At 66.1% G+C, this 15,894-nt stretch carries 16 protein-coding genes; 5 read left to right on the top strand and 11 right to left on the bottom strand.

Features of this window, described 5'->3' with window-relative positions:
* Positions 1-101 precede the first annotated feature (101 nt).
* Positions 102-1,241, top strand: a complete 1,140-nt coding sequence (locus JMF86_RS04955; RefSeq protein WP_011544900.1) for a sorbosone dehydrogenase family protein — start codon at positions 102-104, stop codon at positions 1,239-1,241.
* Between the two features lie 111 nt (positions 1,242-1,352).
* The gene (locus JMF86_RS04950; protein ID WP_006476552.1) at positions 1,353-1,820 is read left to right on the top strand and encodes an NINE protein; all 468 of its coding nucleotides are present in this window, start codon (positions 1,353-1,355) and stop codon (positions 1,818-1,820) included.
* Positions 1,821-1,871: 51 nt separating this feature from the next.
* Here the strand turns inward: JMF86_RS04950 and JMF86_RS04945 are convergent, their stop codons facing one another.
* Together JMF86_RS04945 and JMF86_RS04940 are read right to left on the bottom strand one after the other, a co-directional pair.
* Positions 1,872-3,050 carry a PA0069 family radical SAM protein gene (locus tag JMF86_RS04945; protein ID WP_011544899.1) on the bottom strand — a complete coding sequence of 393 codons (1,179 nt, stop codon included), beginning with the start codon at positions 3,048-3,050 and terminating at the stop codon, positions 1,872-1,874.
* A 90-nt stretch (positions 3,051-3,140) separates the two neighbouring features.
* Positions 3,141-3,629 (bottom strand): Lrp/AsnC ligand binding domain-containing protein, encoded by a 489-nt coding sequence (locus JMF86_RS04940; RefSeq protein WP_012492860.1) that lies wholly within the window; start codon positions 3,627-3,629, stop codon positions 3,141-3,143.
* A gap of 145 nt (positions 3,630-3,774) precedes the next feature.
* Between JMF86_RS04940 and JMF86_RS04935 the strand changes: the two genes are divergently transcribed.
* A complete protein-coding gene (locus tag JMF86_RS04935; RefSeq protein ID WP_011544898.1) occupies positions 3,775-5,061 on the top strand; it encodes a D-amino acid dehydrogenase in 1,287 nt (428 codons plus the stop codon).
* 324 nt (positions 5,062-5,385) lie between these two features.
* Here JMF86_RS04935 and JMF86_RS04930 read toward each other — a convergent pair whose 3' ends face one another.
* The 5 genes from JMF86_RS04930 to JMF86_RS04910 all read right to left on the bottom strand — a co-directional run bounded on the left by JMF86_RS04930 (position 5,386) and on the right by JMF86_RS04910 (position 9,818).
* Positions 5,386-6,321 (bottom strand): electron transfer flavoprotein subunit alpha/FixB family protein, encoded by a 936-nt coding sequence (locus JMF86_RS04930; RefSeq protein ID WP_011544897.1) that lies wholly within the window; start codon positions 6,319-6,321, stop codon positions 5,386-5,388.
* A 16-nt stretch (positions 6,322-6,337) separates the two neighbouring features.
* Positions 6,338-7,087 carry an electron transfer flavoprotein subunit beta/FixA family protein gene (locus JMF86_RS04925; RefSeq protein WP_006496532.1) on the bottom strand — a complete coding sequence of 250 codons (750 nt, stop codon included), beginning with the start codon at positions 7,085-7,087 and terminating at the stop codon, positions 6,338-6,340.
* Positions 7,088-7,316: 229 nt separating this feature from the next.
* A complete protein-coding gene (locus tag JMF86_RS04920) occupies positions 7,317-8,111 on the bottom strand; it encodes a MetQ/NlpA family ABC transporter substrate-binding protein (RefSeq protein WP_011544895.1) in 795 nt (264 codons plus the stop codon).
* Between the two features lie 29 nt (positions 8,112-8,140).
* Positions 8,141-8,794 (bottom strand): methionine ABC transporter permease, encoded by a 654-nt coding sequence (locus JMF86_RS04915; RefSeq protein ID WP_006476559.1) that lies wholly within the window; start codon positions 8,792-8,794, stop codon positions 8,141-8,143.
* Complete coding sequence (locus tag JMF86_RS04910) at positions 8,784-9,818, bottom strand: methionine ABC transporter ATP-binding protein (RefSeq protein ID WP_006476560.1); 1,035 nt, start codon at positions 9,816-9,818, stop codon at positions 8,784-8,786. The genes JMF86_RS04915 and JMF86_RS04910 overlap by 11 nt, the downstream gene beginning before the upstream one ends.
* 217 nt (positions 9,819-10,035) lie before the next feature.
* Between JMF86_RS04910 and JMF86_RS04905 the strand changes: the two genes are divergently transcribed.
* Positions 10,036-10,944, top strand: coding sequence for an alpha/beta hydrolase (locus JMF86_RS04905; RefSeq protein ID WP_011544893.1), 909 nt, complete (start codon positions 10,036-10,038; stop codon positions 10,942-10,944).
* A gap of 30 nt (positions 10,945-10,974) precedes the next feature.
* Here JMF86_RS04905 and JMF86_RS04900 read toward each other — a convergent pair whose 3' ends face one another.
* Entirely contained in the window at positions 10,975-11,898 is a 924-nt protein-coding gene (locus tag JMF86_RS04900) for a histone deacetylase family protein (protein ID WP_011544892.1), read from the bottom strand.
* Between the two features lie 43 nt (positions 11,899-11,941).
* On the opposite strand from JMF86_RS04900, the gene mltB reads away from it, so the two are divergent.
* Positions 11,942-13,285 (top strand): lytic murein transglycosylase B, encoded by a 1,344-nt coding sequence (gene mltB, locus JMF86_RS04895; RefSeq protein ID WP_074800775.1) that lies wholly within the window; start codon positions 11,942-11,944, stop codon positions 13,283-13,285.
* 77 nt (positions 13,286-13,362) lie between these two features.
* On the opposite strand, the gene cysM is transcribed toward mltB, so the two are convergent.
* The 3 genes from cysM to rfaD form a co-directional block, all read right to left on the bottom strand.
* Positions 13,363-14,265, bottom strand: coding sequence for a cysteine synthase CysM (gene cysM, locus JMF86_RS04890; RefSeq protein ID WP_006476564.1), 903 nt, complete (start codon positions 14,263-14,265; stop codon positions 13,363-13,365).
* A gap of 213 nt (positions 14,266-14,478) precedes the next feature.
* Positions 14,479-14,826: a helix-hairpin-helix domain-containing protein gene (locus tag JMF86_RS04885; protein WP_006476565.1), complete on the bottom strand. Its 348-nt coding sequence runs from the start codon at positions 14,824-14,826 to the stop codon at positions 14,479-14,481.
* Positions 14,827-14,900: 74 nt separating this feature from the next.
* Positions 14,901-15,893 (bottom strand): ADP-glyceromanno-heptose 6-epimerase, encoded by a 993-nt coding sequence (gene rfaD, locus JMF86_RS04880; protein ID WP_006476566.1) that lies wholly within the window; start codon positions 15,891-15,893, stop codon positions 14,901-14,903.
* Position 15,894 lies beyond the last annotated feature (1 nt).

Below are 15,894 nucleotides of genomic sequence, written 5' to 3'. Positions count from 1 at the left end.
AGCCGGAAACCAGAGGTACAACAAACACTTACGCGTAAAAAACCGCGGACGGCCCGTCCGCCGGGCATACAATCGTCGTGTCCAGGACGTTCCCGACCGTCATGCCGCCCCTTCGCGCCGCCCCGATGCGCCGCGCCCAGCGCCAAGTCGCAGCGCTGCTGGCCGGCCTTGCCTGCCTCGCGTCCGCATCGGCGTTTGCCGCGCCGCTGCCGGTGAACGAACTCGTCGTACCGCCCGGCTTCCATATAGACGTGCTGACCGACGCCGTCCCGGCCGCGCGCGAAATGGCGTGGTCGCCACGCGGCATCCTGTATGTCGGCTCGCGGGACGGCCGCGTCCACGCGTTCGTCATGCACGAGGGCCGGATCAATGCGCACTATGTCGTCGCGTTCGGGCTCGACCTGCCCGTCGGCGTCGCCTACCGCGACGGCGCCCTCTATATATCCGCCGTCTCGCGCATCCTGCGCCTCGATCATATCGACGACCGGCTCGCAAAACCGCCCGCCCCCGTCGTCGTGACCGACGCGCTGCCGACCGACCACCATCACGGCTGGAAATTCATCGCGTTCGGCCCCGACGGCAAGCTGTACGTGCCGACCGGCGCGCCGTGCAATGTCTGCCTCCCCGATCGCAATCGCTACGCGATCATCGCGCGGATGAATGCCGACGGCAGCGGACGCGAAGTGGTCGCCCGCGGCATACGCAATACGGTCGGCTTTGCATGGCACCCGGAGTCGGGCGAGCTGTGGTTCACCGACAACGGGCGCGACATGATGGGCGACGACGTACCAGACGACAAGCTGAACCGCACGCCGCGCGCCGGCCTCGATTTCGGCTTTCCATACTGCCACGGCGGCGATACGCCCGACCCCGAATTCGGCAGCGCCGACGTCTGCCGACGTTACGTGCCGCCCGTCCTGAAACTCGGCGCGCACGTCGCGGCGCTCGGGATGCGCTTCTACACCGGGCCGATGTTTCCGGCGTCGTATCGCAATAATGTCTTCATTGCCGAACACGGCTCGTGGAACCGCAGCACGAAGGTCGGCTACCGCGTGATGCGCGTGGTCGTCTCGGCGAACGGCAGCCACGCTCAGCAGACGCCGTTCGTCACGGGCTGGCTGCGGCCCGACGGCACGGTATGGGGACGCCCGGCCGATGTATTGCCGCTGCCGGACGGATCGCTGCTCGTCAGCGACGATTACGCGGGCGCGATCTACCGCGTGACTTATGCGGCACCTTGACGCAGCCGAGGGGTGACCGGGCCCGACCGGGCATCGTAGAATGCGTGCCGGGCCGCGCGCCCGCGCCGGCCTGCCGGCCCCGCCCATGCCAACGACAACACGCCGCCATCCATGTCCAGCAGCACCGCATCGCCCCGCCGCTTCCGCTCCAAGACGCTCACCGCCGCCCTCGCGTTCCTGCTCGGGTCGATCGGCGCACACCGCTTCTATCTGTACGGTTTCCGCGACGTATACGGCTGGGCCCACTTGCTCGCCACGATCGTCGGCATCCCGGGCTTCCTGCTGCTCGCCGCCACCCAGCGCAGCGCCGGCCTCGGCTGGTGGCTCGCGGTACCCGGCGCCATCTCGCTGCTGGCGGCGTTTCTCGCCGCACTCGTCTACGGGCTGCGTCCCGACGAAAAATGGGATGCGCAATTCAACGCGGACACCGGCAAGCACAGCAAGTCGGGCTGGACCGTGATCTTCGTCGTGATCTTCTCCTTGCTGATCGGCGCGTTCCTGTTGATGACCGCGCTCGCGCTGTCGTTCCAGACATACTTCGAATCGCAGGTCGAAGCAGCCAAGCAGATTTCGCAGTAAGCACGACCAATACGGTCGATACGGCTCGCCGGCAACTGCGTTGCCTGCCGGTCAGAACAGGTTCAACTGCATGTCGTCGCGCGACTTCGCGCCGGCTGCACGAACCGCGACACGCGGCGCCGGCACCGCAGCGGCCGGCGCACCGCTGAACCGCGACAGATCGAGAATGCCGTTCGTGCGTTCGTTCAACCCGAGCCGCTTGACCGCCTGACGGAAGCGCTGCCGCAACAGGTCGGCCCAGATCCCCTCCCCCTTCATCCGTTTCGAGAAATCCGAGTCGTAATCCTTGCCGCCGCGCATGTCGCGCACGCGGTTCATCACGCGCTCCGCACGATCGGGAAAATGCGCGGCAAGCCACTGCTTGAACAGCGGCGCAACCTCCCACGGCAACCTCAGGATGATGTAGCTCGCATGCGTCGCGCCGGCTTCCGCGCAGGCCTCCAGCACGCGCTCCATGTCGGGCTCGGTCACGAACGGGATCACCGGTGCGATGCTCACGCCGACCGGCACGCCCGCATCGCGCAGCGCGCGGATCGTGCGCAACCGCCGCGCCGGGGTGGCCGCGCGCGGCTCGAGCGTGCGCGCGAGCTCGGCATCAAGCGTCGTGATCGTGACCGCCGCCATCACCTGCCCGCGTTCGGCCATCGGCGCGAGCAGGTCGAGATCGCGCTCGATCAGCGACGACTTCGTGATCGCCGCGAACGGCAGCCCGCGATCGTGCATCACCTGGATCACGCTGCGCGTGATGCGCAGGTCGCGCTCGACCGGCTGGTACGCGTCGGTATTGACGCCGAGCGCGATCGGCTCCGGCACGTAGCGCTTGCGCGAAATCTCGCGCTCGAGCAGTTCGGCCGCGTTCACCTTCGCGTAGATGCGGCTTTCGAAATCGAGCCCCGGCGACAGCCCGAGGTAGCTGTGCGTCGGCCGCGCGAAGCAGTAGATACAACCGTGCTCGCAGCCGCGATACGGATTGAGCGACACGCTGAACGGAATATCGGGCGACTGGTTACGCGTCAGGATGCTCTTCGCCCGCTCCTCGAATACCTGCGTGCGCAGCGGCGCGGGGAAATCGGCGTCATCGGACGCGTGCGTCCAGCCGTCGTCCACGGCTTCGCGCTGCGCGAGCTCATACCGCCCCTGCAGGTTATCGACCGCACCGCGCCCCTTGCGGGGCACGGGCGGCGCTATCGGAAATTCGTTGTCGGACCGATCGTCCATGTGCCCACCCATTCGCCTGCACCCAATACTGTACATTTATACAGTATTGGGTGCAGCATGCCAAGGGCGGCATAAAGGGCCCGACGACGAGCCGCGGGCGCGTCACTCGCCGACGGCGATCGTCAACGTTTCCTTGATTTCCTCCATCACGACATAGCTCTTCGACTGCACGGCGCCGGGCAACTGCAGCAGGATGTCGCCCAGCAGTTTCCGGTAGTCGGCCATCTCGCCGATCCGCGCCTTGATCAGATAGTCGAAATCGCCGGAGACGAGATGACATTCGAGCACCTCGTCGATCTTCATCACTTCCCGGCGGAATTGCTCGAACATGTTGCCGCCCTTGTGGCCGAGCGTGATCTCGACGAACACCAGCAGCGCGGCCCCCAACTGGCCCGGATCGACCCGCGCGTGATAGCCGGTGATCACGCCGTCGCGCTCCATGCGCCTCACGCGCTCGATGCACGGCGTGACGGTCAGGCCGACCTGTTCCGCGAGGTCTTTCATCGCCATCCGGCCGTCGTCCTGGAGCAGTTTCAGGATGCGCCGGTCGAGCTTGTCGAGCGAGCGTACGGGCTGACGTTGCGTTCTCATTTGTTTATGCTGAAAACCAGAAAAATACAATAACAAAAACTGCACATTCGACAATACCATAGCGCAAAAAACTAGATCAGCTAGAGGTTACACGGAGCCGCAGGTGCGCCCGGCCTCGACCTGATTCCTTCGATCTGGAGCAGCTATGCGAGTCGTCATTCTGGGCAGCGGTGTAGTGGGCGTGGCAAGCGCGTATTACCTTGCGCGCGCCGGCCATGAAGTCACGGTGATCGACCGGGAAGCCGGCCCGGCGCTGGAGACGAGTTTCGCGAACGCAGGCCAGATCTCGCCCGGCTATGCGGCGCCGTGGGCCGCGCCCGGCGTGCCGCTGAAGGCCGTCAAATGGATGTTCGAAAAGCACGCGCCGCTCGCGATCCGCCTCGACGGCACGCGCTTCCAGCTCCAGTGGATGGTTCAGATGCTGCGCAACTGCACGGCCGAGCGCTATGCAGTCAACAAGGGCCGGATGGTCCGTCTCGCCGAATACAGCCGCGACTGCCTGCAGGCGCTGCGCGCCGATACCGGCATCCAGTACGAAGGCCGCACGGGCGGCACGCTGCAACTGTTCCGCACGCAGCAGCAGCTCGACGGCGCGGCGAAGGACATCGCCGTGCTGCAGGAAGCGAACGTGCCGTTCGAACTGCTGTCGCCGGCTGAACTGAAGCATGCCGAACCGGCGCTCGCCGCCGTCTCGCACAAGCTGACGGGCGGCCTGCGCCTGCCGGGCGACGAAACGGGCGATTGCCAGCTGTTCACGACGCGCCTCGCCGCGCTCGCCGAATCGCTCGGCGTCAAGTTCCGCTACAACACGCCGATCGATGCGCTCGCGATCGCGGGCGGCAAGATCGCCGGCGTGCAGTGCGGCAGCGAGACGGTGCGCGCGGATGCGTACGTCGTCGCGCTCGGCTCGTACTCGACGAACTTCATCTCGAACCTGATGAAGATCCCCGTCTATCCGCTGAAGGGCTATTCGATCACCGCGCCGATCGTCGACGCAGCGGCCGCGCCCGTATCGACCGTGCTCGACGAGACCTACAAGATCGCGATCACGCGCTTCGACCAACGCATCCGCGTCGGCGGCATGGCGGAAATCGTCGGCTTCGACAAGACGCTGCGCGCGGCGCGCCGCGAGACGCTCGAAATGTGCGTAAACGACCTGTTCCCGGGCGGCGGCGACACGTCGAAGGCCACGTTCTGGACGGGCCTGCGCCCGATGACGCCGGACGGCACGCCGATCGTCGGCCGCACGCCGGTGTCGAACCTGTTCCTGAACACCGGCCACGGCACGCTCGGCTGGACGATGTCGTGCGGCTCCGGCCAACTGCTCGCCGACCTGATCTCCGGGAAGAAGCCGGCGATCCAGGCCGACGACCTGTCGGTGCATCGTTACCTGAAGGACGCGCCCGGCCAGACGCGCCCGGCCTACGCGTAAATCGGAACGGCCCGCGGCGGTGCGGGCTCGTTGCATCAGCGAAAAAGGCGCCCTCGGGCGCTTTTTTCGTTTCGGCGACTGCGCGTGCGAGCGCCCGCTCGGCACGAGGCTTCGGTCGACTTGTGCATGGCGCTTGTCGCGCGTCGGGCGAATCGACGCTATCGAACGGACGTACGTGCGCGACGATGCGTTCCGCACGGCACGGGGCGACCGCGGATCGTCCGGGCGAACGACGCCCGCGCCCCTTCAGGCGATGACACAACAAAAAGGGGCGCTCATTGCGCCCCTCGTGCTACATGCTTACCGCCGAAGCGTCACGCCGCATCAGCCGAGCTCGGTCACGAGCTCCGGCACGAGCGAGAACAGATCGCCGACGAGGCCGTAATCGGCCACGCTGAAGATCGGCGCTTCCGGGTCCTTGTTGATCGCGACGATCACCTTCGAATCCTTCATGCCGGCCAGATGCTGGATCGCACCCGAGATGCCGACCGCGATGTACAGCTGCGGCGCGACGATCTTGCCGGTCTGGCCGACCTGGTAGTCGTTCGGCACGTAGCCGGCGTCGACTGCCGCGCGCGATGCGCCGAGCGCCGCCGACAACTTGTCGGCCAGCGGCTCCAGCACCTTCGTGTAGTTTTCGCCGCTGCCCAGACCACGGCCGCCCGACACGATGATGCTCGCCGACGTCAGTTCCGGACGGTCCAGCTTCGTCACTTCACGGCTCACGAACTGCGACTTGCCGGCGTCTGCCGCTGCTTCGATCTTGTCGACCGATGCGCTGCCGCCTTCCGCTGCCACCGGATCGAAACCGGTCGCACGCACCGTGATGACCTTGATCGGATCGCTCGACTGCACCGTCGCGATCGCGTTGCCCGCGTAGATCGGGCGCTCGAACGTGTCGGCCGAATCGACTGCCGTGATGTCCGAGATCTGCGCGACGTCCAGCTTCGCGGCGATGCGCGGCGCGATGTTCTTGCCGTAAGCCGTGGCCGGCGCGAGGATGTGCGAGTAGTCCTTCGCGATGTTCAGCGCGGTCGCTTCGACGTTTTCCGCCAGGCCTTCGGCCAGTTGCGGCGCGTCGGCCAGCAGCACCTTCGAGACACCTGCGATCTTCGCTGCCGCGTCGGCAGCCGCTTGCGCGTTGTGGCCCGCGACCAGCACGTGGATGTCGCCGCCGATCTTCGCGGCCGCCGCCACCGTGTTCAACGTCGCGGCCTTGATCGACGCGTTGTCGTGTTCTGCAATCACCAGAATCGTCATTTCTTTCCGCTCCCTCTTACAGCACCTTGGCTTCGGTCTTCAGCTTCTCGACCAGCGTCTTCACGTCCGGCACCTTCACGCCGGCTGCGCGCTTCGGCGGCTCGACCACCTTCAGCGTCTTCAGACGCGGTGCGACGTCCACACCGAGGTCTTCCGGCTTCACGGTTTCCAGCGGCTTCTTCTTCGCCTTCATGATGTTCGGCAGCGTCACGTAGCGCGGCTCGTTCAGGCGCAGGTCGGTCGTCACGACCGCCGGCAGCGTCAGCGACAGCGTTTCCGCGCCGCCGTCGACTTCGCGTGCCACCGTTGCCTTGCCGTCGGCCACCGTCACCTTCGACGCGAACGTCGCTTGCGGCAGGCCTGCCAGCGCGGCCAGCATCTGGCCCGTCTGGTTCGAATCGTCGTCGATCGCCTGCTTGCCGAGGATCACCAGCTGCGGCTGTTCCTTGTCGACCAGCGCTTTCAGGATCTTCGCGACGGCCAGCGGCTCGACGCTGTCGTTCGACTCGACGAGGATCGCACGATCCGCGCCGATCGCAAGCGCCGTGCGCAGCGTTTCCTGCGCTTGCGTGACGCCCACCGACACCGCGATCACTTCGGTCGCGACGCCTGCTTCCTTGAGGCGCACCGCTTCTTCAACGGCGATTTCGTCGAACGGGTTCATCGACATCTTCACGTTCGCGATGTCGACGCCCGTGTTGTCCGACTTCACGCGGACCTTCACGTTGTAATCGACCACTCTTTTCACTGGCACCAGGATTTTCATGCACACGCTCCAAAGTTACGAATACGACCAGAGGCCATTTTATAGCGAGGCCTCATGACTGCGCGGCCAGGCGGACCCAACCATGATGGTTGTCGAGGATACCGCTTCTTGGCGACGCGCCAATGATAGCGAACGGTCGTTCTATTTTAAAAGAGAAAAAACCCGGACGCAAAGCCCGGGTTTTCGATCATCGACTCTAATCCCGCCGGGCGTCCCGTGCTCCGCCCCGTTACCAGGCGGCGATGACCGCGCCGCCGAACTTGCCTTCGATGAACTGCTTCACGTCGGCCGAGTGATATGCCGCAATCAGCTTGGCGACCCACGGCTTGTTCCGGTCCGCCTCACGGATCGCGAGGATGTTCGCGTACGGGCCGCTCGGGCCCTCGATCGCGATCGCGTCCTGCTTCGGTTTCAACCCCGCTTCCATCGCGTAATTGGTATTGATCGCGGCCGCGTCGACGTCGCCGAGCGAGCGCGGAATCTGCGCGGCATCGAGTTCGACGATCTTCAGCTTGCGCGGATTGTCGACGATATCGAGCGGCGTCGCTTTCAGCCCCGCATCCGCGCGCAGCTTCAGCAGCCCCTGCTTCTGCAGCAACAGCAGCGCGCGGCCGCCGTTGGTCGGATCGTTCGGGACCGCGACGCGCGCGCCCGGCTTCAGTTCGGCCAGCGACTTCACGCGCTTCGAGTAGATGCCCATCGGGAACGTGACGGTATCGGCAACCTTGATCAGCTTGTAGCCGCGATCCTTCACCTGCGCCTGCAGATACGGATCGTGCTGGTAGCTGTTCGCGTCGAGGTCGCCCGACGCGAGCGCGGCGTTCGGCTGCACGTAATCGGAGAATTCGACGATGCGGATCTCCAGGCCGTCCTTCGCCGCGACCTTCTTCACCACTTCCATGATCTGCGCGTGCGGGCCGCCCGTCACGCCGACCTTGATGGTTTCGGCCTGGGCATGCGCGCCCGCGAACAGCGCGGCCGCGCCCAGCGCCGCCGCGAATTTCAGCATGAAGCGTCGTTGCATCGTTTCTCCCCTGTCGGATCGGTTTGGTCTTATTTGTGGCTCAACCGGCGCACCAGCCAGTCGCCGAACGATTGCACGATCTGCACGAACACGATCAGGATCGCGACGACCGTCCACATCACTTCCGGCAGATAGCGCTGGTAACCGTAACGGATACCGAGATCGCCGAGGCCGCCGCCGCCGATCGCGCCCGCCATCGCCGAATAGCCGACCAGCGACACGAACGTGATCGTCAGGCCCGCGACGATGCCCGGCAGCGATTCGGGCAACAACACCTTGAAGACGATCTGCGACGTGGTCGCGCCCATCGATTGCGCGGCCTCGATCAATCCGCGGTCGACCTCGCGCAGCGCCGTTTCGACGAGACGCGCGATGAACGGCGCGGACGCGAGCGTCAGCGGCACGACCGCCGCGGCCGTGCCGATCGACGAACCGGTGACGAGCCGCGTGAACGGGATCACCGCGACCAGCAGGATGATGAACGGCGTCGAACGGACCGCATTCACGATGCCGCCGAGCACGCGATTCACCGCGAGGTTCTGCAGCACGCCCTGGCGATCGGTCAGGTAGAGCAGCACGCCGAGCGGCAGGCCGACGAGCGCGCCGACCGCCCCGGAGATGCCGACCATGATCAGCGTCTCCCAGAACGACTGCACGAACATATCGAACATCTCACTCAACATACGAAAGCTCCTCTACCACCACACCTTGCTCGCGCAGGAACGCGAGCGCCTGCCCGACCTTGCCCGGCTCGCCGCCCGCGAGCACCGCGAGCGAACCGAATGCCTGCCCCTGGATCTCGTCGATCTGGCCATGCAGGATGTTGAAATCGAGTTCATACCGGCGGATCGTCTCCGACAGGATCGGCTGGTCGACCCCCGAGCCCGTGAACGCGAGCCGCAGCAGATGCCCGCGGCCCGTCTTCAACCGCTCGGCCACGCGCGCCTTCAGCGCGGGCGGCAGTTCCTGCGCGATCACGTCGCCGATCAGCGCACGCGTCACTTCGTGATGCGGCTGCAGGAACACGTCGATCACGCGGCCTTCCTCGACCACGCGCCCGGCATCGAGCACCGCGACGCGGTCGCAGACCTGCTTGATCACTTCCATCTGGTGCGTGATCAACACGATCGTCAGGCCGAGCTCGCGATTGATGCGTTTCAGCAGGTCGAGAATCGAACGCGTGGTTTCGGGATCGAGCGCGGACGTCGCTTCGTCCGACAGCAGCACCTTCGGCTGGCTCGCCAGCGCGCGGGCGATGCCGACGCGCTGCTTCTGCCCGCCGCTGATCTGCGACGGATAGCGATCCTTCTGCGCGGACAGCCCGACCAGATCGAGCAGCGGCAGCACGGCGGCCTCGATGTCGGCACGGCTCGCGCCGGCCAGTTCCAGCGGCAGCGCGACGTTGTCGAACACCGTGCGCGACGACAGCAGGTTGAAGTGCTGGAAGATCATGCCGATCTCGCGGCGCGCTTCGCGCAGCGCGCCGGCCGACAGCAGCGTCAGATCGCGCCCGCCGACGACGACATTGCCTTCGGTCGGCCGCGTGAGCAGGTTGATGGTGCGCACGAGCGTGCTCTTGCCGGCGCCGCTTCGGCCGATGATGCCGAACACCTCGCCTTGCGGGATCGTCAGGTTGACGTTGTGCAGCGCTTCAACCCAGCCGCCCGGGCCGGGGAAACGCTGCGAGAGATTGCGTAATTCGATCATGTAAACAAAACGGCGGCCGGCCGGCGAGATGGCCCGCCAGTCGGCCGCCGATGCATCTGGAATAGCCGGCGATTTTACCGCAAACCCCTCATTCCCCTTAATAATCGATTTCGATCTTTTCATAACCAGACGAAATTAGAGGGGCGCTGCCGGGCCCGCGCGGGAGGGGCGCGACTATGATCGCGAAACGCAGACCAACGAACAGGAGACCCGCCAGATGAGCGCCACCACCACACCGGCCGCCGTGCCCGCCACCGCCGGATCGGCGCCCGCGCCGCGGATGGGTCGGTTGCGTACCGCGGACGGGCTCGAACTGGCGTCGTACCGCTGGCCGGCAAGCGACGGCACCGTGCCGCCGCGCGCGACGATCGCGCTGGTGCACGGCCTCGCCGAGCACGCGGGCCGCTATGCCACGCTCGCCGGCCGGCTGAACGCGGCCGGCATCGACGTGCTGGCGGTCGACCTGCGCGGGCATGGCCAGTCGCCCGGCAAGCGCGTGTGGGTCGAGCGTTTCGGCGACTACCTGAACGATGCGGAGGCGCTGGTCGCCGAAGCCGCGCGCGGCGCGGCGCCGCTCTTCCTGATGGGGCACAGCATGGGCGGCGCGGTCGCCGCGCTCTACGCGATCGAACGCGCGCCGGCTCGCGGCCACGCGCTGGCGGGCCTCGTGCTGTCGAGCCCGGCGCTGGCACCCGGGCGCGACGTGCCGCGCTGGATGCTTGCGCTCAGCCGCATCATCAGCCGTGTGTGGCCCACTTTCCCCGCGATCAGGATCGATGCGGCCCTGCTGTCGCGCGATCCAGCCATCGTCGCGGCCAATCGCGCCGATCCGCTCGTGCATCACGGCGCGGTGCCCGCACGCACCGGCGCGGAGATTCTCGACGCGATGACGCGCATCGAAAACGGCCGCGGCGCGCTGCGCGTGCCGGTGCTCGTCTATCACGGCACCGAGGACAAGCTCACCGAACCCGACGGCAGCCGCGCGTTCGGCGCGCGTGTCGGTTCGCCCGACCGTACGCTGACGCTGTACGAAGGCGGCTTCCATGAAACGATGAACGATCTCGAACGCGACCGCGTGATCGACGCGCTGATCGCGTGGATTCACGCGCGCGTGCCGGCGCGCTGAGCGCGCCCGGCCCGGCCGGTCGAGCGGGAATCAGATCCCGGCCAGCACGCGCAGGTGCGCGACGACGCTGCGCCCGAGCGCGGACAGGTTGTAGCCGCCCTCGAGGCAGCTGACGATGCGGCCCTGCGCATGCCGGCGCGCGACGTCGACGATCTGGGCGGTCAGCCATTCGAAGTCGGCCTCGACGAGGCCGAGATTGCCGATGTCGTCCTCGCGATGCGCATCGAACCCGGCCGACACGAACAGCATCTGCGGCTTGAACGCATCGAGGCGCGGCAGCCAGAACATGTCGACGGCTTCGCGGATCGCCATCCCGTTGCTGCGCGCGGGCATCGGCAGGTTGACCATGTTCGGCGCCTGATGATCGACGCCCGAGAACGGATACAGCGGATGCTGGAAGAAGCTGCACATCAGCACGCGCTCGTCGTTCGCGAACGCCGCCTCGGTGCCGTTGCCGTGGTGCACGTCGAAATCGATGATCGCGACACGCTCGATGCCGTGTACGTCGAGTGCATGCCGCGCGGCGATCGCGACGTTGTTGAAGAAGCAGAAGCCCATCGCGCGCGCGGGTTCCGCATGGTGACCGGGTGGACGGACGCCGCAGAACGCATTCGCATAGCGGCCTTCGATCACCGCGTCGGTCGCCGCGATCGCGGCGCCGGCCGCGCGCAGCGCCGCGCGCCACGTGTCGCGATTCATCAGCGTATCGGGATCGATCTCGACGTGACCGTCGACCGGCGTCATGCTCCGGATGTAGTCGATGTGCGCCTGCGTATGCACGCGACCCAGCGCGACCTCGCTCGCGAATGGCGCGGTTTCGTGCACGATCAGGTCGTCGATGCGGCTCGCAATCAGTTGATCCTGGATCGCCGACAAGCGGGCCGGGCATTCCGGATGCCATTCCCCCATCTCGTGCAGCATGCAGTCGGGGTGCGTGTAGAAAGCGGTTGCCATAAGCTGTCGTCCGCGGCGCACGGTGCGCCGCAGGTCTCCGTCAATGATGTCCATCGTCTGCCGCGAATTCGCCGCTAACTTACCACAACGGGGGCCGGCTTCGGCCCGAGGCGCCGGATGCGTCGGGTATACTGCGCCGAACACAATCGCCCTGTCCGCCCGCTTCGACATGAATTCCAGCAAGCCCGCCGCCCTTCTTTCCGCGCTGTTCCGTGTTCGCGCTCCGCTCGTCGTCGCTGCCATCGCCGCGGCCCTCGGCACCGCGCCTGCCGTCGCACAAACGCAGCCGGCGAAGCCTGCAGGCACGCTCGTCGCCCAGGCCCAGCCGCAGCAGCCGACGCCGCAAGGCCAGACCTTCGAAGAGGAAATCGTTCCACAGCGTTACGCGAGCAACGCGAAGGTCGATGCATTCATCGACGAGATGGTGAGCCGCAACGGCTTCGATTCGGCGAGCCTGCATGCGCTGTTCTCGCGCATCAGCTACTCGGCGACGGCCGTCAAGCTCGTGAGGCCGGCCCCGACGCCCTCGGTCAAGAACTGGCGCGTCTATCGCTCGCGCTTCATCGAACCGATCCGCATCAACGCGGGCGTGAAGTTCTGGAAGGCGAACCAGGCGGCGCTGCAGCGCGCGTCCGAGCAGTTCGGCGTGCCGCCCGAGGTGATCGTCGGCATCATCGGCGTCGAAACCATCTATGGCCGCTACATGGGCAATTTCCGCGTGCTGGACGCGCTGACGACGCTAACATTCGACTACCCGGACACGCCGAATCGCGACAGCCGCCAGGCCACCTTCCGCAAGAACCTCGAAGACTTCCTGGTCTGGACCCGCGACAACCAGCTCGACCCGACCACCGTGCTCGGCTCGTACACCGGCGCGATCGGGATTCCGCAGTTCCTGCCGAGCAGCATCCGCGAATATGCGGTCGACTTCGACGGCACGGGCCACGTCGATCTGCGCAGCAGTCCTGTCGATGCGATCGGCAGCGTCGCGAACTACCTGAAGCAGCACGGCTGGGAAACCGACCGACCGGTGGTCTGGCAGATCACGCCGGACACGGGCAGTCTGGGCATCGCACAGGCCGCCGCCGACGGCCAGCCCGAACCGCACTGGGCGCTGTCGCAACTGCTGCGCGCCGGCATGACGCTGAACGAGCCGACGGTCAACATCACGACCGAAGCCGGCACGCCGGTGACGGTCGTCGACCTGCCGACGCCGGGGCGTGCGACCGAATATATGCTCGGCCTGAAGAACTTCTATGTGTTGACGCGCTACAACCGCAGTTTCTTCTACGCACTCACCGTGTACCAGCTCGGCGAAGCCGTGAAGGCGCAGATGGAAGCCAGTGGCGCGCTGCCACCCGCCGCTGCCGACGAGCAGCCGCAGTAAGCGCTGGCCGCCCAAAGAAAAAGCGCCGCAGAAGCGGCGCTTTTTTTATCGATGCGCGCCTCGCGCACCGATCTCGCTCAGGCGGGAAACACACCCGTGGACAGATAGCGGTCGCCACGATCGCAAACGATGAACACGATCGTCGCATTCTCGACCTGACGCGCGATACGCATCGCGACTTCGCATGCGCCGCCCGACGAAATGCCCGCGAAAATGCCTTCGACCGCCGCGAGCCGGCGCGTCATCGTTTCCGACGCAGCCTGGCTCACGCTCTCGACGCGGTCGACACGGCTGCGATCGAAGATGGTCGGCATGTACGCTTCCGGCCATTTGCGGATGCCCGGAATACGCGAGCCGTCTTCCGGCTGCGCACCGACGATCTCGATCGCCGGATTCTGTTCCTTCAGATAGCGCGACGTGCCCATGATGGTGCCCGTCGTGCCCATGGCGGACACGAAGTGCGTGATGCGCCCTTCGGTATCGCGCCAGATCTCCGGCCCCGTTGCTTCGTAGTGCGCGACGGGATTGTCGGGGTTGCCGAACTGGTCGAGGATCACGCCCTTGCCTTCACGCTGCATCTGCTCCGCGAGGTCGCGCGCCAGCTCCATCCCGCCCTTCACCGGCGTCAGGATGATCTCGGCACCATAAGCGGCCATGCTCTGGCGGCGCTCGACCGACAGATCCTCCGGCATGATCAGCACCATCTTGTAGCCGCGGATCGCCGCGGCCATCGCGAGCGCGATGCCCGTGTTGCCGCTCGTCGCCTCGATCAGCGTATCGCCCGGCTTGATGCGCCCGCGCGCCTCGGCCTTGCTGATCATCGACAGCGCCGGGCGATCCTTCACGGAGCCGGCCGGATTGTTGCCCTCGAGCTTCGCGAGCAGCACGTTGTTGCGGGCGCGAATCTCGTCGTCCGGCAGGCGGACCAGTTGCACGAGCGGCGTATTGCCGATCGTGTCTTCGATAGTTTTGTAAGCCATGGATATACCGTGAGTGCGAGGCCGATCAATCGATCGATTGTAAACCAGCACCGGCACCCGCGCCGGCAACCCCATTGCGACGATGGAATACGCGTGCCGCGCGGTTCGCGGTTCGCCACGCACGCCGCTCCACGCAAAAAACCCGCGGCATGCCGCGGGAAGCCGTCGCAACGACGGCGACTGAAGGAGCGCTTGTGTCGGTTGCTTGACGCGTTATTTCTGCGCGGTGCGGGCCGGTGCGGCGGCAGGCTTCGCTGCCACCGGTTTGGCCGCGGCCGACGGCGTAGCGCTCGTACCCGCCGCTGCACCGATCGTCAAACCTTCCTGCTGAAGCCGCTCGACGGTATGCCCGCCCATGCCCTTCACGCGCGTGGCGAGATCGTCCGCATTCCTGAACGGACCGCGTGCGCCGCGCTCGTCGAGAATCGCCTTGGCCCGCGCCGGGCCGATGCCCTTGATGCCGACGAGCGCATCCTCGTTCGCGGTGTTGACGTCGACGGCCGCCCAGGCCGACGCGACTGCGCCGAGCATGACCGCTGCGGCAAACCATTTCCTGATCATGTGCTGGATCTCCGAAGAAAAACGGCCGGCGGCTGCCGACCGTGAGACCCAGTCTATCGATGCAACGCTTCGGTTTAAACCTGGCCGGATAGCCAACGCACGTAGCGGTCGACGCCTTCCTGCACGGTCAGGAACGGTGCGTCGTAGCCGGCCGCGCGCAGTTTCGTCTGGTCGGCCTGCGTGAAGCACTGGTACTTGCCGCGCAGTGCATCGGGGAACGGCACGTATTCGATCAACCCCTGCTCGACCTGCTGCGCGAGCGTCAGCGGCGCCTGGTTGTCGAGCGCACGCAGCGTGTTCACGACCGTCGACGCGATATCGTTGAACGGCTGCGCCCGCCCCGTGCCGAGGTTGAAGATGCCCGACTTCTCCGGATGATCGAAGAAGAACAGGTTCACCTTGGTCACGTCCTCGACCGACACGAAATCGCGCGTCTGCTCGCCCGGCGCATAACCGTTGTACTCGCCGAACAGCTTCACCTTGCCTTCCGCGCGGAACTGGTTGAAGTTGTGGAACGCGACCGACGCCATGCGACCCTTGTGCGTCTCGCGCGGGCCGTACACGTTGAAATAGCGGAAGCCCGCGATCTGGCTCTTCGCGCTCGGCAGCACGCGACGGATCACCTGGTCGAACAGGAACTTCGAATAGCCGTACACGTTCAGCGGCGCCTCGACGTCGCGCTCCTCGACGAAACGCGTCGAGCCGCCGTAGATCGCGGCCGACGACGCATACAGGAACTGCGTGCCCTGCGCGAGGCAGGTATCGAGCACCGCGCGGCTGTAGCGGAAGTTGTTGTCCATCATGTAGCGGCCGTCGGTTTCCATCGTGTCCGAACAGGCGCCTTCATGAAATACCGCGCGCACCTTGCCGAAATCGCCACGCGCGAAGCGTTCGACGAATTCGGTCTTGTCGAGATAGTCGTCGATCTCGCAGTCGACGAGATTGCGGAACTTGTCCGCGCGGGTCAGGTTGTCGACCGCGATGATGCGCGTCTCGCCGCGCTCGTTGAGCGCCTTGACGATGTTCGCGCCGATAAAACCGGCTGCGCCGGTGACGATGAGGGTCATG

Source organism: Burkholderia sp. E168m15, from assembly GCF_016586105.1.
Lineage (GTDB): Bacteria > Pseudomonadota > Gammaproteobacteria > Burkholderiales > Burkholderiaceae > Burkholderia > Burkholderia orbicola.
Note: the sequence above shows the minus strand (reverse complement) of the source record. Positions and strands in the feature narration are given on the sequence as shown.